The 22,800-nt window shown below is 30.4% G+C and carries 24 protein-coding genes; 23 read left to right on the forward strand and 1 reads right to left on the reverse strand.

What is annotated here, in order from left to right:
• Positions 1–144 precede the first annotated feature (144 nt).
• The 9 genes from KQI38_RS06735 to KQI38_RS06775 all read left to right on the forward strand — a co-directional run bounded on the left by KQI38_RS06735 (position 145) and on the right by KQI38_RS06775 (position 8,710).
• Entirely contained in the window at positions 145–741 is a 597-nt protein-coding gene (locus KQI38_RS06735; RefSeq protein WP_216557275.1) for an AAA family ATPase, read from the forward strand.
• Positions 742–812: 71 nt separating this feature from the next.
• Positions 813–1,205, forward strand: a complete 393-nt coding sequence (locus KQI38_RS06740) for a TIR domain-containing protein (protein ID WP_216557278.1) — start codon at positions 813–815, stop codon at positions 1,203–1,205.
• A 32-nt stretch (positions 1,206–1,237) separates the two neighbouring features.
• Entirely contained in the window at positions 1,238–2,320 is a 1,083-nt protein-coding gene (locus KQI38_RS06745; RefSeq protein WP_216557281.1) for an FAD-binding protein, read from the forward strand.
• A gap of 188 nt (positions 2,321–2,508) precedes the next feature.
• Positions 2,509–3,123, forward strand: a complete 615-nt coding sequence (locus KQI38_RS06750) for a hypothetical protein (protein ID WP_216557284.1) — start codon at positions 2,509–2,511, stop codon at positions 3,121–3,123.
• A 96-nt stretch (positions 3,124–3,219) separates the two neighbouring features.
• A complete protein-coding gene (locus KQI38_RS06755) occupies positions 3,220–3,588 on the forward strand; it encodes a zinc ribbon domain-containing protein (RefSeq protein ID WP_216557287.1) in 369 nt (122 codons plus the stop codon).
• 58 nt (positions 3,589–3,646) lie between these two features.
• Positions 3,647–4,444, forward strand: coding sequence for a cysteine-rich CWC family protein (locus KQI38_RS06760; RefSeq protein WP_216557290.1), 798 nt, complete (start codon positions 3,647–3,649; stop codon positions 4,442–4,444).
• A 4-nt stretch (positions 4,445–4,448) separates the two neighbouring features.
• Positions 4,449–5,171: an NAD-dependent protein deacylase gene (locus tag KQI38_RS06765; protein WP_308523740.1), complete on the forward strand. Its 723-nt coding sequence runs from the start codon at positions 4,449–4,451 to the stop codon at positions 5,169–5,171.
• 153 nt (positions 5,172–5,324) lie between these two features.
• Complete coding sequence (locus tag KQI38_RS06770; RefSeq protein ID WP_094902242.1) at positions 5,325–6,503, forward strand: class I SAM-dependent methyltransferase; 1,179 nt, start codon at positions 5,325–5,327, stop codon at positions 6,501–6,503.
• A gap of 128 nt (positions 6,504–6,631) precedes the next feature.
• Positions 6,632–8,710 (forward strand): methyl-accepting chemotaxis protein, encoded by a 2,079-nt coding sequence (locus KQI38_RS06775; protein ID WP_216557294.1) that lies wholly within the window; start codon positions 6,632–6,634, stop codon positions 8,708–8,710.
• A gap of 54 nt (positions 8,711–8,764) precedes the next feature.
• Here KQI38_RS06775 and KQI38_RS06780 read toward each other — a convergent pair whose 3' ends face one another.
• Positions 8,765–9,094 (reverse strand): 4a-hydroxytetrahydrobiopterin dehydratase, encoded by a 330-nt coding sequence (locus KQI38_RS06780; protein WP_216557297.1) that lies wholly within the window; start codon positions 9,092–9,094, stop codon positions 8,765–8,767.
• 297 nt (positions 9,095–9,391) lie between these two features.
• On the opposite strand from KQI38_RS06780, the gene KQI38_RS06785 reads away from it, so the two are divergent.
• The 14 genes from KQI38_RS06785 (at position 9,392) to KQI38_RS06850 (ending at position 22,688) form a co-directional block, all read left to right on the forward strand.
• Positions 9,392–10,006, forward strand: a complete 615-nt coding sequence (locus KQI38_RS06785; RefSeq protein ID WP_216557300.1) for a hypothetical protein — start codon at positions 9,392–9,394, stop codon at positions 10,004–10,006.
• Between the two features lie 48 nt (positions 10,007–10,054).
• The gene (locus KQI38_RS06790) at positions 10,055–10,444 is read left to right on the forward strand and encodes a DUF2500 domain-containing protein (protein WP_216557303.1); all 390 of its coding nucleotides are present in this window, start codon (positions 10,055–10,057) and stop codon (positions 10,442–10,444) included.
• A complete protein-coding gene (lepB, locus tag KQI38_RS06795; protein ID WP_216557306.1) occupies positions 10,407–11,078 on the forward strand; it encodes a signal peptidase I in 672 nt (223 codons plus the stop codon). Before KQI38_RS06790 ends, lepB begins: the two co-directional genes overlap by 38 nt.
• A gap of 59 nt (positions 11,079–11,137) precedes the next feature.
• Positions 11,138–12,490, forward strand: coding sequence for a sigma-54 interaction domain-containing protein (locus KQI38_RS06800; protein ID WP_216557311.1), 1,353 nt, complete (start codon positions 11,138–11,140; stop codon positions 12,488–12,490).
• A gap of 316 nt (positions 12,491–12,806) precedes the next feature.
• A complete protein-coding gene (locus tag KQI38_RS06805) occupies positions 12,807–14,102 on the forward strand; it encodes a CitMHS family transporter (RefSeq protein WP_216557313.1) in 1,296 nt (431 codons plus the stop codon).
• Between the two features lie 41 nt (positions 14,103–14,143).
• Positions 14,144–15,499: an acyclic terpene utilization AtuA family protein gene (locus tag KQI38_RS06810; protein WP_216557316.1), complete on the forward strand. Its 1,356-nt coding sequence runs from the start codon at positions 14,144–14,146 to the stop codon at positions 15,497–15,499.
• A 3-nt stretch (positions 15,500–15,502) separates the two neighbouring features.
• A complete protein-coding gene (locus KQI38_RS06815; RefSeq protein ID WP_216557319.1) occupies positions 15,503–15,802 on the forward strand; it encodes an AtuA-related protein in 300 nt (99 codons plus the stop codon).
• A gap of 136 nt (positions 15,803–15,938) precedes the next feature.
• Positions 15,939–16,559 (forward strand): GyrI-like domain-containing protein, encoded by a 621-nt coding sequence (locus tag KQI38_RS06820; RefSeq protein WP_216557322.1) that lies wholly within the window; start codon positions 15,939–15,941, stop codon positions 16,557–16,559.
• 20 nt (positions 16,560–16,579) lie between these two features.
• The gene (locus tag KQI38_RS06825) at positions 16,580–17,236 is read left to right on the forward strand and encodes a DNA-3-methyladenine glycosylase (protein ID WP_246565670.1); all 657 of its coding nucleotides are present in this window, start codon (positions 16,580–16,582) and stop codon (positions 17,234–17,236) included.
• A 97-nt stretch (positions 17,237–17,333) separates the two neighbouring features.
• Positions 17,334–17,843: an RNA polymerase sigma factor gene (locus KQI38_RS06830; RefSeq protein ID WP_216557327.1), complete on the forward strand. Its 510-nt coding sequence runs from the start codon at positions 17,334–17,336 to the stop codon at positions 17,841–17,843.
• Between the two features lie 2 nt (positions 17,844–17,845).
• On the forward strand, positions 17,846–19,453 hold the full coding sequence (locus KQI38_RS06835) for a DUF4179 domain-containing protein (protein ID WP_216557330.1): 1,608 nt from the start codon (positions 17,846–17,848) through the stop codon (positions 19,451–19,453).
• A 94-nt stretch (positions 19,454–19,547) separates the two neighbouring features.
• Positions 19,548–19,946: a nucleoside-diphosphate kinase gene (gene ndk, locus KQI38_RS06840; protein ID WP_216557332.1), complete on the forward strand. Its 399-nt coding sequence runs from the start codon at positions 19,548–19,550 to the stop codon at positions 19,944–19,946.
• 161 nt (positions 19,947–20,107) lie between these two features.
• A complete protein-coding gene (dapG, locus tag KQI38_RS06845) occupies positions 20,108–21,322 on the forward strand; it encodes an aspartate kinase (protein WP_216557335.1) in 1,215 nt (404 codons plus the stop codon).
• 202 nt (positions 21,323–21,524) lie between these two features.
• On the forward strand, positions 21,525–22,688 hold the full coding sequence (locus KQI38_RS06850) for an AI-2E family transporter (protein WP_094902274.1): 1,164 nt from the start codon (positions 21,525–21,527) through the stop codon (positions 22,686–22,688).
• The last annotated feature ends 112 nt before the right edge of the window (positions 22,689–22,800 follow it).

Consider the following 22,800-nt stretch of genomic DNA (forward strand, 5'->3'; position numbering starts at 1 on the left):
TATTGATACAATTTTTTGCATGAGGACTTCATCCTTTCTGGGAGGTATTTGTTTTCTAGCAAAAACATTGTACCATACAGAGGTTGGAGTCCTCAATTTTCATTTAAGTTTACAAAACGAATTTATATATTTGGAGGAACTTTTATGATAATTTGGATTAATGGAGCATTTGGAAGCGGAAAAACCAATGTAGCATATGAATTAAATAGACGGATAGAGAGTTCATATGTATATGATCCAGAAGAAATAGGATATTTTATTAGAGATAATATACCTAAAGAATTGAAACTAGATGATTTTCAAGACTTTCCAATTTGGAGAGACTTTAATTATCAAATGCTTGAATATATGAGCAAACATTATAATGGTATTATCATTGTACCCATGACAATGACAAGTGATTTATATTATAATGAAATACTGGAAAGATTAAGGCAAAGAGGTGTTAATATTAAACACTTTACTTTGATGGCTGATAAAGAAATATTGATTAGAAGATTAAGAAAAAGAGGAGATGGCAAGAATTCATGGGCTGCTAAGCAAATAGACAGATGCATAAATTCTTTAGATAATCCTATTTTTAAAGAGCATATTGATACAAATAAAATGACAGTTTATGAAGTAGTTGATTATATAGGTAAATCGTGTAGAATTGACTTGTTACCTGATAATAGAAACTTAACTAGGAAAAAACTAGATAAGTTTAAAATATGGGTTAGACATATAAGACTATTGAAGTAGCATTATAAAATCCTAGAATGGTTGCTCAATCAAGATTAATTGTTGTAAAATTATAGAAAGTAGGGAACTATATGAAAGCATATGTAGGAATTAAATATTATAAAGATTATAGAAATAGGGCAATTATTGATAAGATTTTAGTAGCTCTTGAAAAGATAGGATATAAGACTAGTTGTATTGTCAGAGATATACAAAACAATGACCAAGTTGAATATAGTCCATATGAGCTAATGCAATTAACCTTTAAAGAAATTAATGAATGTGATTTAGTTATTATTGAATTAAGTGAAAAGGGAGTAGGTCTAGGTATCGAAGCAGGATATGCTTTTGCGCGAGGTATACCGATTATTACCCTAGCCAAACAGGGGTCAGATATATCTGAGACATTAGAAGGCATATCTAAAAAAATACTTTTCTATGATGATAACCAAGAAATAGATAGGTTATTTAATAAATTTCTGTAAATAAAATGTAATAGGTAAATGGAGGTAATAGTGTGTATGATATTATAATCATAGGTGGCGGACCAGCAGGAGCAACATTAGCAAGGTTAATTGGAAAAGATTATAAAGTCCTAGTATTAGAAAGAAGAGATTTTCAGGAAAGTTACGAATATAACAGAGTGAAGCCCTGTGGCGGATTAATAGCACCAGACGCTCAATTAATGCTGGCAAAGTTTGGATTAGGTGTGCCTAAGTCTGTTCTTATGAGTCCTCAGCTATTTGCAGTTCGTGTTTTAGATTTTGACAATTCCAATGAAAGATATTATCAGAGAAACTATATTAACATAGATAGAGAAGGATTTGATAAATGGCTAGCTAGTTTGATACCATCCCAGACCGACATTATCTATAATTGTATGTATAAATCTTATAAGACTACTGATGATGGTGTTATAGTAAAGTTTATTTACAATGGAAAAGAATGTGAAGAGAAGGCAAAGATAATAGTCGGTGCAGATGGAGCATTTTCAAAAGTCAGGAAACAAGGATTTAAGAGTTTCCCCGATCCTAACATTTACATATCTATACAAGAATGGTTTAAGACTGATTGTGATTTAGATTATTATGGTGCAATCTTTGATAGGGAGATAACTGATTTTTATTCTTGGACTATTCCAAAAGAAGATCATCTGATTGTAGGTTCTGCATTAAAGCCAAATGACAATGTGCATAAAAAGTTTCAATTATTAAAGGAAAAATTAAAAAAACAGGGATTTAGATTAGAGAATAGTATTAAGATAGAAGGAACACATTTATTAAGACCTAAGAAATCAAATCAAGTATGCACTGGTAACAATCAAATTGCATTAATTGGAGAAGCTGCTGGTTTTATAAGCCCTAGCTCTGCTGAGGGATTAAGTTATGCTTTTAGAAGTTCCTTAGCACTTGCAAAGGCATTAAGAGAAGATTTTTCCAAATATAATATATTATATAACTCCTACACTAAATCATTGCTATGGAATATTAGAATGAAGAATATAAAGATCCCTGCTATGTACAATAAACATTTAAGAAATCTTATTATGAAGACAGGAGTGCTAAGCGTTAAAGTAGAAAATTTCGAAAAAAGATATTAAAAGGTTTAATTCAACCAACAGATTTTGAAGTACTAGAGAGTTCCTTTGAACTTATTAAATACATTGAAAATGAAGGTGAGAGAGGCTTTTTAGTGACATATGTTTTTAAAAAGAAATAAAGGAAAAAACAGAGGAAAGCAGCTTTAGTAGCCCAGATATAGGGTATAAAATAAAGCAGAGGTGATATTATGAGTCTATTAAGAAGTATTTTCGGACCAAGTCAAGAAGAAATATGGAGTCAATTTGCAAATGAGATAGGAGCAGATTTTATAAATGAGGGATTTTGGAAATCCAAAAAGGTAGTTGCTAGATTTGAAAATTGGGTAGTTACATTGGATACATATACACAATCCACCGGAAAAACAAGTACAACATACACTAGGATAAGAGCACCTTATGTAAATAAAGATGGGTTTAATTTTAAGATATATAAAAGTGGATGGTTTAGTGAAATAGGAAAAACTTTAGGCATGCAGGATGTAGAAATAGGATATCCAGAATTTGATGAGAAATTTATTATAAAAGGAAATGATGAGGCAAAACTAATAGAACTATTTTCAAGTGATAAGATTCGTGAACTTATAAGTTCTCAAGATAATATATATCTTGAAGTAAAAAATGATGAAGGTTGGTTTGGTACAGATTTTCCAGAAGGAGTTGATGAACTCTATTTCCAAACCATGGGAGTAATTAAAGATATTGAAAGACTTAAGAGTTTATATATGCTATTTGCATTGGTATTAGATAAACTTTGTATAATGGGTTCGGCATATGATGAAGGTCCAGAGATTACATTGAAGTAAAAGACAAATAAAGCTAGTGTTATATTTGGAAGCTGATATTTCACATTTAGAATGATAGTATTGTTAAATTTCAAAGTATAGGAGAAGAGGGAGAAAATGTTTTTTGTATTTGGAATATCTACAAAGGAAAAAAGTATTGATTTTGTTCAAACTATGATATGTCCAAATTGTAGTTCCTATGGACGATTGGAAGTTTTTATGACTTATACATATTTTAGTTTGTTTTTCATTCCAATTTTTAAATGGAATAAAAAATATTATGTAAGAAGTACTTGCTGTGGTAGTCTATTTACTATAAATGAAGATTTAGGGAAAGCTATTGAAAGAGGGAAAAAGAGTAGGATTGATGAATCTGAATTATATCCTATAAATATAAATTATAATAAGGAGCAAGTTTGTCCAAATTGTAATTATTCAATTGATACTGATTTTGAGTATTGTCCTAAATGCGGAAGAAAGCTTTAATAAGGTTTTATAGGAAAATATGATATTATGAATTTAGATGAAATATGGGGGGAGAGCCGTGTGGAATAAATTAGATAAACCATGGCAAGAAGCTTTTAAGTTAGCATGGGAAGCTTATAAAAGAGGAACAATACCAATTGGATGTGTAATTACATCAAAAGATGGTAATATAGTATCTAGAGGGAAAAATCAGATTTTTGATGAAATAAGTGACAATTCAATTGCAGGAACTAATATGGCTCATGCTGAGATAAATGCAATGCTAGGATTGAGAGAGAATAATCATCCTGATATAAGAAGTTACATATTATATACAACTATGGAGCCTTGTCCCATGTGTTTTGGTACAATGGTTATGATGAATATACGAAATATACAATACGGAGCACAAGATAGATTTGCAGGTGCTATATCATTAAACGATAAACTTGATTATATTAAAAATAAGAAAATAGTCGCGAAAAAAGGAGAAGATGAGATAGAGGTTTTCCAACTAATATTACAGGCTGCTTATGAATATGAGCGGAAACATCCTAGAATGGAAGATATATTAAATACATGGAGAGAAACGAATAATTTAGCTATAGATTTTGGAAAAGAGTTAAATAGAATTGGATATTTCCTACAGGCAGCTAAAGATAATAAAGATATCGAGGAAGTATACAGTGATGTGATAGAAAAATATTTAGAACAAGTAACATGTCCTATTTGTGGTAAAAATAATAACTGTAGACATAGTAAAGAATGCTGGTGTCATAATGTTGTAATACCAAAGGGAATTTTAGATATAATTCCTGAAGATAAGAAGGGAAAGGCTTGCATATGCAAATCTTGTATTGATAAATATAGGAGTTGATAATGTGACTATAGAAAAATTGAAATCAATAATTAATGATAGTGGCAATATTATATTTTTTGGGGGCGCAGGAGTATCTACTGAAAGTCATATACCTGATTTCAGATCTACAGCAGGTCTTTATAATACCTCTAAGAATTTAAAGTATCCTCCTGAATATATGTTAAGTCATACATGCTATAAAAGAGATACTGAAGATTTTTTTGAGTTTTACAGAACTAAAATGATATATACAGAAGCAAGACCAAACTTAGCACATATTACATTGGCAGAGCTAGAGAATAGAGGAAATCTTAAAGCTATAATTACACAAAATATTGATGGGCTTCATCAGATGGCAGGGGCAAAGAATGTACTAGAACTTCATGGTTCAGTGCATAGAAATTATTGTGATAGATGTAATAAATTCTTTTCCTTAGATTATGTACTTAGATCTCATCTAGTACCTACGTGTGATATATGTGGCGGAATCGTAAAACCAGATGTAGTTCTTTATGAAGAAAGCTTAAATATGAATATATTAAATAAAGCCATAGAATATATTAGGAATGCTGACGTTTTAATAGTAGGTGGAACATCTCTAACAGTTTATCCAGCTGCAAGTTTAGTTGAATATTATAGAGGAAATAAATTAATTTTAATCAACAAATCCGAGACACAATATGATAGAAGAGCTTTACTTAACTTTAATAGTAGCATAGGAGAAGTATTAGGCAGTATATTATAAAATAAAGATTAAAATTAAAACGCTATAAAGGAGTAGGGGAAGATGATAAAATATTTATTAAAAACATCCTAATCATGTAAAAATAGCTGAATATATGAGAAAAGTAAGAGAGTCTAGAGTAGTAGTTGATTATGAAATATAAGGAGATTTTCAATGAATCAAGTCATAAAATTATTAGAGGAAATTATTTTTAGTGATGAAATAATATATGGAGTACTTAGTAATTTAAGAAAGAAAGATGAGGACTGCTTTAATAAAGTAACCATAAAACCTGTACTTATAAGAGAAGAAATAAAATTGCAATTCGTGTATGAATATAAAAACAAAGTATTGCATAAAAATCTCGATGCTTCGGAAGCGATAAAGGAAATCGAAAATCTATTAATACAAAGTTTTAGGCAGGGAGTAATTTTTACAAGGGAAGCAGATTACCAGATATTGATAAATAAGAAAGGGAAAGCTTCTATTTTAAAAAAGAAGCCTACAAAAGAGAAAGCAGACCTATCACATAATAGAAAAAAGTCTTATATAATTGAAGATGGAGAAGCAGTTGACTTTCTAATAAGACTAGGCGTAATGAATGAAAAAGGTAAAGTAGTTTCTAAAAGATACGATAAGTTTAGGCAGATAAATAGATTTCTAGAGATGGTAGCTGATGTTATCTCAAAGATAGATAAGGATAAAACATTAAATATAATAGATTTTGGATGTGGAAAATCATATTTAACTTTTGCATTATATTATTATCTAGTAAATATTTTAGGTTTAGATGTAAATATAATAGGTCTTGACTTGAAAGAAGATGTAATTAATTTTTGTAACGAAGTAGCAATTGATTTAAATTATGATAGATTAAAATTTGTTTATGGGGATATTAAAGATTATGAAGCATTTAGTAATGTAGATATGGTTGTTACTCTTCATGCTTGCGATATTGCTACTGATGCAGCGTTAGTTAAGGCTGTAAATTGGGAGGCAGAGGCTATTCTTTCGGTACCTTGTTGTCAGCATGAAATCTATGATAAAATTGACAATGTAACATTAGAACCAATGTTAAAGCATGGAATAATAAAGGAAAAGTTAGCATCTTTAGTGACAGATAGTCTAAGAGCCAATGTTTTAGAAATTTTAGGTTATCAAGTACAATTGCTGGAATTCATAGATATGGAACATACGCCTAAAAATATATTGATAAGGGCAGTAAAAAATAACGATAAGGATAATAAAGAATATATAGATAAATACATGAAGTTTAAAGAATTCTGGGGATTAAGAGATTTATATATTGAAAAGGAGTTTGGAGAGAGATTAGAGTCACAGCTAAATAAATAGACTATTAAAGATCCTAATATTAGGGTCTTTAATCTATTTAGAGAGTTGTAAAACTAAATAATTGTCTGATAATGTCGATAGTAATTATATTAACAATCATTTATACAATCAGAGAAAGAGGAGATAAAATGAAGAGAATTAGTACAAGAATCGTAATAACAGTTCTAAGCTGTGCTATAGCAATGTCTATGCTAGTTGGTGTGACTAGTATATTTAGGAGTACAAGTGTAATAGAAAAAGAGATGAAGTCTGCCCTCGATTATCAGACACAACTCTATATGAAAGATTATAATTTAAATTTAGCTTTTTATGAAACGACAGCAACTGCTATATATCAAAATATTGATACTACTATTGATATAAATAGATTACATGAAGAAGGATATCTTTCTAACTATAGTGACACCTTTTTAGGGCCAATAGTAGCGAGAATGTCCAAAGATGCTAAAGAATCTCTTGGAATATTTATAGCATTTGATTCTAAATATACTGGAAGAACAGAGGGAGTATGGGCTCACTTTGATGAAAAGGGAAATGTGAAAAAGGCACTGCCTACAGGATTTACTAGTAAAGATGAAAATAATCCAAAATTTTCTTGGTATTTTGATTGCATAAAACTAGGTAAGGGATTATGGAGTGATATGTATATTAGTAATGCCAACTTAAATGTAATTACATATTCGATGCCTATTATTATCAATAATACACCTATTGGTGCAATAGGCATAGACCTTAGTGTAGAGGAATTGGTAAATACTGTTAAAAATATAAAGCTATATGATACAGGATATGCTTTCTTGCTTAATAAGGATTATGATTACTTGATTCATCCAACATTAGATAGTAGTAGTAATTTGAAAACCATGAATGATGGAGAATATAGTTATATCGTAGATGAAATAGAGAGTAAAGGTGCAGGAGTGACAGATGTTGAATTTGGAGGTGAAGGAAAAGTTATGGCTTTTTCAAAGCTATATGATGATAAAATTATAATCATGACTGTACCAAAAGACGAAATATTAAAGGAAATGTATAATACTATTTATATTATCTTAGGGGTTGTTCTTATAGCAGCAGTATTAACAACTTTTATTTCTTTTGTTTTGGGAAAAAAGATTTCTAATCCAATAGTGTTTTCAGCAGAGATATTGAATACGACATCTAAGTTGGATTTAACTCATATTGAAGAAACTAAGGAAATAAGGGATCTACTTAATAGAAAAGACGAAGTGGGTTCTATATTTAGAGCTACTGGAGCTTTGAGGGAAGAAATGAGAAAAGCAATAAAATCAATAGAAGATACTACAATAAATATTGTAGAAAATACTGCTAGCCTGACTACAGCTACTCATGAAACTACTCAATCGATAAATGATATGGCTAAAACTGTAGAAGAACTGGCACAAGCTTCTATGGGACAAGCTGAAGATGCAGAAACAGGTTCGGAAAAATTATATAGATTAGCTAATGAAATAAAGGCAGCAGTAGAAAACGGTGAAACATTAGTAGAAAGCTCAGCAAAGGCTCAAAGAATAAGTGAAGAAGGCTCGAAATCTATGGAGAATATGGTAGAGAAATTCAATATAACAAATAAATCTACTCTTATGGTTGCAGAGAATATCAACTCTCTATCAGAAAAATCTCAATCCATTGGAAGTATATTAAATACTATAATTAGTATTTCCGAACAAACCAACCTATTGGCCTTAAATGCTGCGATAGAAGCAGCTAGGGCGGGTGAGGCAGGAAGAGGATTTGCTGTAGTAGCAGAAGAAATAAGAAAATTATCAGAGCAAACAGGTCATGCTACTAAGAGTATAGAAGATATATTAAATGCAATTCAATCTGAAGTTGAAACCACAAAGGTAAGTATGGATGAATCAGAGGAATCATTAAATGATGCAAATAATACTTTAGAACAAGTTAAAAAAAGCTTTGATGAAATATATAAAGCCATATTAATATCTATGGAAGCTATAAAACAATTAGATGAAAGATTAGAAGTAGTAGATAATGAAAAAGAAGATGTAATACTGGCTATTCAAAGTATATCTTCTGTAACGGAAGAGACTGCAGCATCTACAGAAGAATTATCAGCTTCTATGGAGGAACAGGCTGCAACAATGGAAACTGTAGCTAATAATACAAATAATTTATCCAATACTATACAAAAGTTAAATGAATTAGTCAACAGATTTAAATTATAGTAATAAGCTATAAAAAGGCTGAGCTAGAGAGTTTCCATTAGCTCAGCTTTCTTCTTAAACTATATTATCAATTTTGGCTGCTAAAATAAAATCATTTTCATGAAGTCCTTTAATTTTATGTGTCCAAAGTTTTAAAACCACCTTACCCCAAGAAAGATATATATCAGGATGATGCCCTTCCTTTTCAGCTAGTTCACCTACCTTATTGGTAAAATTTAATGCCTCTATAAAGTCTTTAAATTTATATGTCTTTTCGATGTATTTTCTCTCCATTACTTGCCAACCATCTTTAAGATTTTTCAAATAATCATAAATCTCCTCTTGATTTAAAGGAGCTGCACCTATGTTACAGGGAATACACTTTTTAGATAATAAATCATTCATATAAACACCTCCGACATAAGAAATTACTTTTATTCTATCTATACCCAATAATAAGAGATAAAAAGCTTCTATTGAAAGATTATAGGTAGTTTTACTGTAATCCATCGAGGTGAATTTTCATAAAATTAAAAGTAAATCAGACTTTTCTATGGATTATGAAAAGTTATAATATGTAAATTTATTACTGGCAGAAGAAGATTTAATTTTTTTGTAACATCTTGTATAATAGCAATATGATATAATAAAGAGAAATTAGGTATAATTTGTACAATTACATGAATACGCGGAGGAAAAAAGATGAAGAAGATAGTTTTTATTATAGTAGCTATTGTGCTTACAGCAACTGTAATAGGAATCATAAAAAGATCAGAAGATAATGTAGATGATTTTCTATCAAATTCCAATAATTTTTCTTTAGACAAATCTATTCAGAGGGAAGATTCAGTTGATGAAATAGTCTCTGATTTCTCTATTAAAGTTGAGGATAAATATATATCAATAAGAGAGCACCATAACAACTTAAGTAGTATACTAGGTACTCCAATATCAGAAGAAATCGAAATATTAGGTGAAGAATCTGATACATTTAATGGTTCTCGCATTAAAACCTTAACTTATGATGGTTTAATAATAGAAGAGTTTTCACCAGAAAAAGCAGGAAATGGTGGTTTCTGGATTTTATCTATGACGGTTACAAATGAAAATTATTCTACAGAGAAGGGGTTAACTATAGGAGATAAGTTAGATAGGATAAAAGAACTTTATGGAAATGTTGAAATCTTAAAAGATGGAAGAACAGATTCGAATAACTGTGCTTATATATTTAAAGATGATGTTGAACCTAACTTTATTGTATTTGAAGTTGAAGATGGAATTACTAATGAAATAAGAATTTATCATGAGCTGCAATAATTTATATTAGTAATATGATATAATAAAGGAAAATTTAGGAGGGGTATTATGTATAGATATTCACCATTTGATACATTCTCAATTATGGGGGCTATTTTCCCAATATTTTTTTTATTGGTTTTTGGTATTATTATATTTACTATTATAAAAGGAATTAGTGAATGGAGTTCAAATAATAAACAACCAGTTCTAAAAGTAGTAGCTAAACTAGTTACTAAAAGAACTAATACTTCACATCATAATAACCATAATAATATGCATTCGTCTACTAGCACATCTTATTATGCTACCTTTGAAGTTGAATCTGGAGATAGGATGGAGTTTCATATATCAGGTAAGGAATATGGAATGTTAGTTGAAGGTGATATTGGAAAACTTACATTTCAGGGAACTAGATATCATGGATTTGAAAGGATTGGATCAAGTGATGAAGAATAATTTATCTATAACTAGTTATAAAAAAGCAAATAAGAGCTTTTTAAGGGAAGTATTGGAGTGGATAATGACTATTGGAATTACAATTATAGTAACTTTATTTGTTTTAGGAAATATATTTTCTATGACTGAGGTAAACGGAGAGTCTATGGAGCCAAGTTTTGCTGATGGTGAGAAAATATTCATTTATAAGCTTGGCTATAGTTTTTCTCAACCTAAGGCAGGTGAAATAGCAATTCTTAGTAAGTCTCAGAGTAAAAAAGGAATAATTATCAATACTATTACAGAAGGCAAAGATATTATTGATAATATTTATAGTAAGATTACAAAGAATATAGAAGTAAAGTATATAATAAAAAGAGTAATAGCTGTACCAGGAGATATTGTAGATATTAAAGATGGGAATGTAACTGTAAATGGACAAAAACTAGAGGAAAGTTATGCAAGAGGACAAACCTTTGAAAATTCGAATTTTTCTTATCCTTTAACCATTCCAGAAAACAAGGTATTTGTTTTAGGAGATAATAGAGAAAATAGTACTGATAGCAGGATATTAGGATTAATAGATTATGAACAGATTAAAGGAAAAGTAGTATTTAGGTTTTGGCCTGTTAAAAGAATCGGGAAGATAGGATAAGTTTTACAATAAAGTAAAAATAATTATTGTATATTTAAATTTTTAATGGAGTTGATATAATGAAAATCGATAACTGGGTTAAAGTTATATTGGATGCCCTTTATGATGGAGTATTAATAGCAGATGATAAGGGAGTTGTAAAATATATAAACCCAGCCTATACTAGGATAACTAAAGTAGAATTTGAAGATATAGTAGATAAACCATTATCAGAAACTAGACCTGGTGCTCGTTTGCCTTCTGTTATTGAGAGTGGTAAGCAAATATTAGGAGCACCAAGAAAAGTTGGGGATGTTGAATATATTGTGAATATGGCTCCTATAATAGAAAGTGGAAAAATTATTGGTGGAATTTCTATAGCAAATGAAATAGGTGATCTTTACAAATTATCTGAAGAATTAAGAAAGTCTAATTCTACTATAAAAAAGCTAGAAGAGCGTATGAAAGGCATTGAGAAAGCACGTTATTCTTTTAAGGATATTATATCAGTAGATAAAAAATCTATAGATACGAAAAATTTAGCTGTCAAGATAGCCAATACAGATTCTAATGTATTGATTACTGGGGAAAGTGGGACTGGTAAGGAGCTATATGCGCATGCTATACATAATGCAAGCAATCGTCAAAATGGTCCCTTTATAGCTATAAATAGTGCTACTTTCGATGGAAATTTGTTAGAATCTGAACTTTTTGGATATGAAGAAGGAGCTTTTACTGGAGCGAAAAAGGGTGGTAAAATAGGTTTATTTGAGTTGGCAAATGGAGGAACTATTTTTTTAGATGAAATAGGAGAAATGCAACTTGGCCTCCAAGCTAAATTGTTAAGAGTTCTTCAAGAAAAGACTATTAGAAGAATAGGCGGCTTAGAAGAAATAGATATAGATGTAAGAGTAATTGCCGCTACTAATAGAAACTTAGAACAGATGATCAAAGAAAATAAATTTAGAGAAGATTTGTTCTATAGGATAGCAATTTTTCCAGTAAATGTACTTCCTTTAAAAGAAAGAAAAGAAGATATTAGACATTTTATTGACTTCTTTTTAAATAGTATCTCCTATAAAATGAAAAGGGCTACGAATATTTGTCCTGAGGCAGAAGACATACTTATTAATTATTCCTGGCCTGGAAATGTAAGGGAGTTAAAAAATGCTCTAGAATTTGCTGCAAATATGACTGAGGATTTTAACATCCGAGAAGAACATTTGCCGAAGATAATTCAGATTCAAAGTGTAAAAAATAATCTAGCGAAACTAAAGCCTATGGAAGAGGTAGTGAGACAGGCTGAGTTGGCTGAGATTGAAAAAGCTTTATCCATATATGGACATGATGTAGAGGGGAAGAGCAAGGCTGCTGAAGCTCTTGGAATTTCATTAGCAACCCTTTATAACAAAATGAAACAGGCTTCTTTCTAATTTTATAGAAAGAAGCCTGCTTTTTTATAAGAATTTAGAAATTCATTTATACAGTATTAAGGATTAGTTGAACTCCTTCAATGATTAAGGGTAGTTGATATAATTCTAATAATTTAGAATTATATCCATTATTAAATTTAGCTTTTGAACAATTTTCTTGAAACTTGGATATTAATTTATTTATTAATAATAATTTAAATTTAAAAAACATGTAAATATCAAGGATTTCAAATATTATTCTAGAAACCATCTAATACTTGGCATAATGTTTGCAATATTTAGTGGACAAATGAAATTATTATTTAGGAGGTATAGTATGTTAGCATTATTAGGTTTATTAACTATTGTTGTTTTACTAGTTCTTATTATGACCAAGAAGGCATCTCCTGTTGTAGCTTTAATAGTGGTGCCTGCAGTAGCGGCTGTAATTGGCGGATTTGGTGGCGAACTTAATACATTTATTACAGATGGAATCAAAGCTATTGCCCCTACAGGTACAATGTTTATTTTTGCAATTTTATTCTTTGGTGTTTTAACTGATGCGGGAACTTTTGACCCTATAATTAAAAAAATCTTAAAAGTAGTTGGAAGTGATCCTGTAAAGATAGCAATAGGAACTGCTGTATTAGCTATGCTTGTTCATTTAGACGGATCAGGTGCTGTTACTTTTTTAGTAACTATTCCTGCAATGCTTCCTGTATACGATGCACTAGGAATGCAAAGAAGCACTTTAGCAACTATAGTTGCATTAGCTGCAGGTACAATGAATATTGTGCCATGGGGTGGACCAACTTTAAGAGCTGCCTCATCTTTAAATGTACCTGTTACTGAACTTTTTAATCCTATGTTAGTTCCAGTATTAGTTGGTTTGTTGTTTGTGATTTTTATATCTTATAGATTAGGTGTTAAAGAGAAAAAAAGAATTGGCAATGTTCAATTAAAAGACATTGAAACAACTACATCTGTAGATGAAGAAAAAGCAAAACTTGCAAGACCTCATATGTTTTGGATAAATATATTAACTATTATAATTTGTGTAGTTGTCTTGATAATGGGAAAATTGTCTCCAACAGTGATATTTATGTTTGCTTTTGCCTTTTCACTAGTTATTAACTATCCTAATATAAAAGATCAAAGAGATAGAGTGGATGCTCATGCAAAGGCAGCACTGATGATGGCAAGTATTCTATTTGCAGCTGGTGCTTTCACTGGTATATTAAAAGGTGCAGGAATGTTAACGGCTATGGCAGAGGCTACTGTTGCAATAGTACCTGCATCTATAGGTAAATTTTTACCAATTATTACGGGCATATTTGCTATGCCAGCTAGTTTGTTATTTGATCCTGATTCCTTTTATTTTGGGGTATTGCCTGTTCTTTCCGAGGCAGCTAGCGCTTTTGGCGTAAATAGTTTGAATGTTGGAAGGGCAGCTATTCTAGGCCAGATGACTACAGGATTCCCAATTAGTCCGTTAACTGGTGCTACATTTTTATTAATAGGATTGACAGGAGTGGACTTAGGTGATCATCAAAAGAAAACTATACCATATGCCTTTGCGACAACTATTATTATGTTAATTGTTGCTTTGATAATTGGAGTAATTTCTATCTAGATAATTAACTGAAACATAAACTATATAAGGGAGGATTTATTATGAGAAAAATACGTATAGGCTCTGGTGCTGGATATGGTGGTGATAGGTTAGAACCAGCTTTAGAGATAATGGAAAATGGTGATGTAGATTATATAATTTTTGAGTGTTTGGCTGAGAGAACCATAGCTATAGCTCAAGAGCAAAAACTTAAGAATCCAGAAAAAGGATATAATGGACTTTTAGAATATAGAATGGATAAGGTTTTACCATTATGTGCAAGTAATAAAATAAAAGTAATAACTAATATGGGTGCGGCTAACCCTTTGGCAGCAGTAAAGGTGGTAAAAGAGATGGCAAATTCAAAAGGATTACAAGGATTGAAGATTGCTGCCGTATTAGGTGATGATATAAGCGAGTATATTACAGATTATATGGGTTATGATGTTTTGGAATTAGATACTAAACTTAGTTCTCTAGAGGGAAAAATTGTATCAGCCAATGTATACTTGGGAATCGATGGTATAGTTGAAGCTTTAAAAAATGGTGCCGATATTGTAATCACAGGACGTTGTGCAGACCCATCATTGGTGCTGGCTCCTTTAGTATACGAATTTGGTTGGGAATCTAATAATTATGATTTAATAGGGAAGGGAATTATGATAGGTCATTTATTAGAATGTGGAGGACAGGTTACAGGAGGGTATTTTGCAGACCCTGGTTATAAAGATGTTCCTGATCTATGGAATTTAGGTTTCCCAATTGCAGAAGTTATGGAAAATGGAGATGTAGTTATAACAAAAGTTGAAGGCTCCGGAGGAATTATCACCACAGGGACTTGTAAAGAGCAACTTCTCTATGAAATTCATGATCCATCATCCTATATTACTCCAGATGGGATTGCTGACTATACAAGAGTTACCATGGAAGAAATTAAGAAGAATAATATACTTGTAAGAGGTGCTAAAGGCAGAAAAAAACCAAATACCTTAAAGGTAAGTATTGGATATAGGGATAGTTATATTGGTGAAGGTGAAATTAGCTACGGCGGATCTGGTGCCTATGAAAGAGCTAAATTGGCTGGTGAAATAATAAAGAAAAGATTAGATATTATTGGTTGCAAGTATGATGAACTTAGAATAGATTATATTGGAGTCAATTCTTTGTATAAAGATAATATAAGTGATAACATGTTTTCTGATAAAACTTTAAGCAAAGAAGTTAGATTAAGAGTAGCAGGCAGAACCAGTTCAAAAGAGGAAGCCAAAAAAATAGCAAGAGAAGTGGAAGCTTTATATACTAATGGACCAGCTGCAGGTGGAGGAGCAATAAATGCCGTGAAAGAAGTAATAGCAATTGCGTCTATATTTGTTCCTAGAGAAGATATAAACATAGATGTTACTTATGAGGAGGTATAGATTATGAAACTACGTGAAATTGCCCATTCTAGAACAGGAGATAAGGGAAATATATCTAATATTTCTTTAATAGTATATAATGAAGAAGATTATAAAATTATTCAAGAAAAGGTAACAGCAGAAAAAGTAAAAGAATGGTTTAAAGATATAGTTCGAGGAGAAGTGGTAAGATATGAATTACCACTACTTTGTAGCCTTAACTTTGTCATGGATCAAGCCTTAGGTGGTGGAGTAACTAGATCACTGGCTGTTGATAAACATGGTAAAAGTCTTAGTTCAGCCCTCTTAGAAATGGAAATATAGATGTATTAATATAATTATTTAATGTCCCTAATAGCATTAATTACATATAAATTATTGCTATCAGGGACATTATTAGTTATAGTTAAATTATATAGTATTAATTAAGCATAACATATGTAAAGTAGGGAGTGATAACTTGAAATATGAATGGAGAAAACAAGATAAAAGTTTATATTTATCTAAGAGCAAACCTGAAGTAATAGATGTACCAGCGATGAATTATTTTATGATAGATGGAAAAGGCAATCCTAATGACCCTTCATTTTCAGATTATATAGAAGTACTATATTCATTATCCTATGCAGTTAGAATGAGTTACAAATCAGAAATAGTTCCGGAGGGATATTATGAATATACAGTTTTTCCTTTGGAGGGGATTTGGGATTTAGCTGAAGAAGCTAGAGATAAAGAATTCTTAGATAAGAACAAGTTAATCTATACTTTGATGATTAGACAACCAGAATTTGTAACAGAAAAATTGGCAAGGGACATAATTGAAAGAGTAAAGATTAAAAAATCAAATAAATTGTTAGATAAAGTTAGATTTAATAGCCTTCATGAAGGGTTATGTGTTCAGATGATGCATATAGGAAGCTATGATGATGAACCTAAAAGTTTTAGAATTATGGAAGAATATTGCATGGCAAATGGTTTAATTAGAAAAGAAAAAACACATAGAGAAATATATATTTCAGACTTCAGAAAAACCCAACCTGAAAAATTGAAAACTGTTTTGAGATTTAAAGTCACAATATAAATTAATAAAGAAGAGTAATTATGGAAAACATAAGATATCATAGTTTTGAAAGGGCGTCGTTGTTAATGAGGTTAAATAGAGAATTCTATGAACGAAATACCATATTAGTTGCAAGGGATTTATTGGGAAAGATTTTAGTATATAATGATGGAGAAAATATATATAGAGGAAAGATAGTTGAAACAGAGGCCTATATAAATGCAAAGGATGATGGTGCTCATTTTAATAAAGGTCTGACGGACAGGACGAGGATAATAGATGAAGTTGGAGGACATGTCTACATCTATACAATATATGGTATGTATCTATGTTTCAATATTGTAGCAGAAAAAAAGGGAGTACATGGAGCTGTATTGATTAGAGCTATAGAACCAATAGAGGGAATAGAAAAAATGTATGTAAATAGATATAAAAAGTTATATGAAAATCCACCAAGAAAAGAGATTATAAACCTAACTAATGGACCGGCAAAATTTATCATGGCATACGGTATTACAAAAGAACTTTATGGAGCAGATGTAGTTACAGATTCAAAGATTTGGGTAGAAGATGCACCACAATTATTATTAGATGAAATTGTAAGAAGTAAACGAATTAATATAGATTATGCAGAAATGGCTAAAGATTATCTGTTGAGGTTTTATATTAGAGATAATCCTTTTGTATCGAGAAAATAGTTATAATAGATATCAGAGCAAAAAAATTTTGCTCTTTTATTTTTTCCGGGAACTTTTACATGTGTTTATTCATCTAATTAGTAAGGGGAAGGAGGGGATGGACATTATCAAGCTTGATAACAAAATACTAGTTAAAAAAGTAAAATCAGGGGATTTAGAAAGCTTAATGCATTGGGTTATGGAAGGAAAAGATAAATTTTATAAAATAGCTTGGTCTTATGTATATAATCATCAGGATATTGAAGATATCTTTCAAAACACAATAATAAAAGTTCATGAGAAAATCAATACACTTAAAGATATTGAACTATTTGAGACTTGGTTTATATCCATATTAATAAATGAATGTAGGCAGTGTCTGAAAAGTAGAAAAAAGGAATTGCTTCATGAAGACATGGGAATCTATTATTATCATGTTGATGAATATAATTTTTTTCAAGAAATCAATTCTATTGATGAAATATTTAGAGAATCTGTTGTATTAAAATATGTAGTTGGATACAGTCAGGAGGAGATATCACAAATATTAGACATCCCTATAGGAACAGTGAAATCCCGAATATACAGAGGATTAAGAGAGCTTAGAAGCTTATTAAAGGAGGTGTAGCTGTGGATTGTAATCTAATTAAAGATAAAATGTTAGATTATATAGATGGAGTGTTGAATGAAGAAGAGGAGATATTGTTTAGAGATCACATAGAAGAATGTAATAAATGTAGTATTGAATATAAAGAGACTAAGTCTGCAATAGATTATATAGAAAGCAATGTAAATAAGATTAATGTAATACAGACTATAAACTTAAAACTGAAAGAGTATAGAATTAAACCTATAATAAAGTTTAGAAGAACTACTTTTATTGCAATTATACTTTTATTTATTCTAATGGTTACTGCTATTGCCACAGATAGTTTAGAGGACTTACAATGGTGGAAAAAGGATAGCGAAAAAACAATTACAGCTTGGGAAAAATTGCTTAATAAAGGAGTGGGGCAGAAGTTAAATATATCTGTAATAGATAAGGATATTAAAGTTACGGCTGAGGGAGTAATAGCAGATGAATTAAACACAATTATATTTCTTAGGATAGAAGATTTAAAAGGTGATTTAAGATTTGGAGCTACTACAAGGATAGATGAAGATTCATTTTTAAATGAAGATTTCCCAATTAAGGTTGGGGGTGATATTTTGGATCATTCTGAAAAAGCTAATAATTCCCAAGGTGAAGAGTTACCAGTAATAGCCTCTTATTCAAATTTATATTCAGAAGAAAAAAATACTATCAGAATCATGGTAAGTACTAGAAGTCTAAATGTAGATGAGGGAAATATAAATGTTTATATAGACAAATTATCTACCGTGCTTAATAAAGATGATAAAGCTACAATAAGTATAGAAGGAAGCTGGAACCTAAAAATCCCTGCCAAGAAAATAAAATCTAAATCCTATAATCTAGACAAGACTATTGAATTTGACGGAAATGAAGTTGTTATACAAAAAATAACTATAGCACCAACTAAAACTAATATAGAGTATAAAATGAAAAATTATAATGAAAAACGTGGGTATTCACTAGAAGATGTAAGATTTTCAATCAGATATAGACTTAAAAAGTATGGGTATTCGACTTTATCCTCTGGGCCTGGCTATATTCACAGGAATCCCAAAAATGAGCCTGGATATTCAATAGGGAATCAGATTCTTGAATCCTTATATCTGGAAAGTCCCAACAGGATAAAATTTATTATAGAGTCTTATGAATATGCTGTAGAGGAGAGTAAAAGCTATGATATCTTTATAAATAATCTACCTCAAACTATAGAATACAATGGGAATAAAATAACTATTGAAGAGATTGTATATAATAAAGACAATACTGAAGTTAGAGTAAGAGAAGACACAAGTAAAAATAGAAAATATAGCAGTTCTATTTTTAAAATCACGGCTAAGGATAATCCATCAGCCTTTTCTCCCAGTATGGTAACGGATTATGAATTTAGAGATAAAAAGGACAGAGCGTTAAAGAAGGGAGAAGGAGATGGAAATAGTCGCTTGTTCTATAAGGAGCAGAAGATAGAGCTGAAAAATGGCTTAGTATGGGGGAAACCAGAAATACATGAATCCAAAACTGAGGAATTAATTCCTGAAAAATTTCATGTACAAGGACAAAGATATATTGAATACCTAAATAAAGAAACAACTATAAAACTAAAGTAGTGGATATCCACTACTTTTTGTTATAACTAGAGGAAAACGGGTAAAAATACGAAAATATGTAAATAATTTAAGTAAAATAAACAGGGGTGATTCTGTGGAAAAAACTTTTATCATGATCAAGTCCGATGGAGTAAAAAGAGGACTTATAGGGGAAATCATAGGGAGAATTGAAAGAAAGGGATTTAAAATAACAAAAGCAAAACTATTTCAACCAGGTAGAGAGTTGATAGAAGAGCACTATATGGAGCATAGAGAAAAGCCTTTTTTTAGAGAATTAGTTAATTTTATTTTAGAAGGACCTGTTATGGCTCTGGAAGTAGAGGGAGAATCAGCTATAGAGGTTATGAGACTAATGATAGGACATAGGGATTTTAAAATAGCTGCACCTGGTACCATAAGGGGAGATTTTGCAAATTCTTTAACAGAAAATATAATACATGGTTCAGATTCAGTAGTTAGTGCAGAGAGAGAATTAAATTTGTGGTTTAACTAGAACAGCCTTAGGGCTGTTTTTTTATGGACTAGTAAATTTTTCATCATTCAATAAAGAAGTTCACAATGCAATAAATATAAATTATAATAGATAGTGTCAAAAGTAATGATGTTTGAATAAAGATATAATTATAATATAGAATTTTAATGGAGATGACTATGATGAAAATAATAATTCAAAAATTTGGTGGAACTTCTGTAATGAATGATGAGCGAAGGAATTTAGCTATAGATAAGATCAAAGCAGCAATAGATAAACATTTAAATCCTGTTGTAGTAGTATCTGCTATTGGAAGGGCAGGAGATCCATATGCAACAGATACGTTGATTCAACTTGCTAAATCTGTAGGGATAGAACCTAATCCAAGAGAATTGGATATTTTAATGGCATGTGGAGAAATTATATCTGCTACTGTTATGGCAAATACACTAAAGGTAAGAGGATATGAAGCAGCCGTATTCACTGGTGGGCAGGCAGGTATTATAACGGATGAGAACTTTTTGGATGCGAAAATATTACATGTTGAACCTATGAGAATATTAAAGAGCTTAGAAGAAGGAATTATACCAATAATTGCAGGGTTCCAAGGAACCACAGAAAAAGGAGATATTACAACATTAGGAAGAGGAGGATCTGATGTAACTGCATCTATAATGGGGGAAGCCTTAAATGCTGAATTAGTAGAAATATATACAGATGTAGATGGAGTAATGACTGCAGATCCTAAAATAGTACCCGACGCTAAGGTAATGGATACAATATTTTATAATGAAGTATTTCAAATGGCAGAGTATGGTGCAAAAGTATTGCATCCTAAGGCAGTAGAAATAGCAATGCGTTCTAATATACCCATAGTTATTAGAAATACAAGTTCAGACTATAATGGTACATTAATTACCAATTATCATAGAACTAGATCTTATATAGAAGAAGATACGAGAATAATTACATCAGTTGCTAATATAAATAATAGAATTCAAGTTAAGATAATACCTGATAAATTAGACTATGAGAGTCAAGAAATATTATTTGACAGTATTGCAAAGGCGGGAGTAAGTATTGACATGATAAATATATACCCCGAACAAATATTTTTTATAATAGATGAGAAGCAATCAATAGTATTAGAGGCAGTATTGAAAGAATTGAATTATGAATATGAATTAATTACTGATTGTACTAAAGTTACTATTATTGGTAATAGGATGAGAGGTATACCTGGAGTAATGGCAAAGGCTGTTTCAGCATTAGTAAAGGAAAACATAGAAATACTTCAGACATCAGACTCCCATACTACAATTTCTTGCCTAATAAAAAGTGAGCATACAAATAGAGCGGTAAATGCTTTACACAAATATTTTGAACTGGGTAAATAATTTAGGAACGGTGATTACACCGTTCTTTTATAATCCATAGAAAAAATAAATTTTGTTTAATTATAACCTTTCCTATATGGGTTTCAAGAAAAGATTATTTAATATGTCAATGCTTTAAATGGAAGGCTTTAGTTATATTTTACTTGTAAATAACATAATTTAATAATAAAATGAGATAAAGGAATAATTATGGGGGGAAGAGATGAAGATTAATTGGAATTCTAAATATACAACTATATCAATTTATTCATTTTTTGTAATTTGTGCTGGTATAATTTTTTATTTAATTGCATCAGAGGTAAGTACGTTTCAAATTAAAGTAGGAGAAGTTATATCGATATTTATGCCAATTATAATTGGCTTTGTTATGGCATATCTTTTTAATTTTATTCTAAGGTTTTACGAAGAAAAAGTGCTACGTTTTAACTCTTTAAAGAGAATTAAACCAAAGTTTGTAAGATTTATAGGCTTAATTTTGACTTATGCAACAGTTATACTATTAATCTATATATTTATGAAATTTGTATTTCCTCAAATTTATTCAAGTATAATGGGATTAGTAAACGATATACCTTCCTATGTAAGTAAAATCACAGATTTAGTAAATGACTTTAATAGTAAATATGAAATACAGGAAGAATATTATAATTTTATAGTAGCGAAATGGAATGAATATAGGGATAGTATTATAAGATTTGCAACAAATCTTATACCTGTATTAGGAAATACGCTTAAAACTATATTGTCCAGCGTATGGAATATAGTTCTTGGCATTATAATATCAATGTATTTATTAATAGACAAAGAGAGATTCTTAGCATTAAGTAAGAAAACGACTAGAGCTTTATTCTCTGAAACAAGAGCCAATAGGATAATAGAGCTAGCAAATAGAGGGAACAATATATTTGGGAAGTTTTTAAGTGGTAAGATATTAGATTCTTTTATAATAGGTGTTTTAACATTTGTGGTTATAACTATATTTAAGATGCCCTACACAATCCTAATATCATTTATAGTAGGTATAACTAATATAATTCCGTTTTTTGGACCATTTATTGGGGCTATACCTTCAGCGATAATCATTTTATTTGTTTCACCTATTAAGGCATTATGGTTTTTAGTAATAATACTTATAATCCAGCAAATAGATGGTAATATTATAGGACCTAAGATATTAGGAGATTCACTAGGAATATCTGCATTTTGGATATTATTTTCTCTATTAGTTACTGGGAAATTGTTTGGGTTATTAGGTATGATTATCGGGGTGCCATTATTCGTATTTATATACTCTATTATCAAAGAAATAGTAGAAGGTAGATTGAAGAAAAAAGGTTTGCCATATAAGACTGATGAGTACATGTAAATGAAATCAGGTGAGAAAAATTCTCACCTGATTTTTTATAACGAATAGAAAAGTTCTCATTTATCTTTGACTTTATAAAGAGAACTTGGTCTCAATGGATTTTAGAAAAAAC

It is taken from the genome of Tissierella carlieri (genome assembly GCF_018917285.1).
GTDB classification, from domain to species: Bacteria; Bacillota; Clostridia; order Tissierellales; family Tissierellaceae; genus Tissierella; species Tissierella carlieri.

Coding starts and splice junctions, on each gene's coding strand:
- dapG (WP_216557335.1), top strand. CDS start 20,108: ATGAAAATAATAATTCAAAAATTTGGTGGAACTTCTGTAATGAATGAT.
- KQI38_RS06780 (WP_216557297.1), bottom strand. CDS start 9,094: ATGAATGATTTATTATCTAAAAAGTGTATTCCCTGTAACATAGGTGCA.
- KQI38_RS06850 (WP_094902274.1), top strand. CDS start 21,525: ATGAAGATTAATTGGAATTCTAAATATACAACTATATCAATTTATTCA.
- KQI38_RS06770 (WP_094902242.1), top strand. CDS start 5,325: ATGAATCAAGTCATAAAATTATTAGAGGAAATTATTTTTAGTGATGAA.
- KQI38_RS06810 (WP_216557316.1), top strand. CDS start 14,144: ATGAGAAAAATACGTATAGGCTCTGGTGCTGGATATGGTGGTGATAGG.
- KQI38_RS06735 (WP_216557275.1), top strand. CDS start 145: ATGATAATTTGGATTAATGGAGCATTTGGAAGCGGAAAAACCAATGTA.
- KQI38_RS06825 (WP_246565670.1), top strand. CDS start 16,580: ATGGAAAACATAAGATATCATAGTTTTGAAAGGGCGTCGTTGTTAATG.
- KQI38_RS06790 (WP_216557303.1), top strand. CDS start 10,055: ATGTATAGATATTCACCATTTGATACATTCTCAATTATGGGGGCTATT.
- KQI38_RS06740 (WP_216557278.1), top strand. CDS start 813: ATGAAAGCATATGTAGGAATTAAATATTATAAAGATTATAGAAATAGG.
- KQI38_RS06775 (WP_216557294.1), top strand. CDS start 6,632: ATGAAGAGAATTAGTACAAGAATCGTAATAACAGTTCTAAGCTGTGCT.
- KQI38_RS06805 (WP_216557313.1), top strand. CDS start 12,807: ATGTTAGCATTATTAGGTTTATTAACTATTGTTGTTTTACTAGTTCTT.
- KQI38_RS06815 (WP_216557319.1), top strand. CDS start 15,503: ATGAAACTACGTGAAATTGCCCATTCTAGAACAGGAGATAAGGGAAAT.
- KQI38_RS06785 (WP_216557300.1), top strand. CDS start 9,392: ATGAAGAAGATAGTTTTTATTATAGTAGCTATTGTGCTTACAGCAACT.
- KQI38_RS06800 (WP_216557311.1), top strand. CDS start 11,138: ATGAAAATCGATAACTGGGTTAAAGTTATATTGGATGCCCTTTATGAT.
- lepB (WP_216557306.1), top strand. CDS start 10,407: ATGGATTTGAAAGGATTGGATCAAGTGATGAAGAATAATTTATCTATA.
- KQI38_RS06755 (WP_216557287.1), top strand. CDS start 3,220: ATGTTTTTTGTATTTGGAATATCTACAAAGGAAAAAAGTATTGATTTT.
- KQI38_RS06830 (WP_216557327.1), top strand. CDS start 17,334: ATGGACATTATCAAGCTTGATAACAAAATACTAGTTAAAAAAGTAAAA.
- KQI38_RS06750 (WP_216557284.1), top strand. CDS start 2,509: ATGAGTCTATTAAGAAGTATTTTCGGACCAAGTCAAGAAGAAATATGG.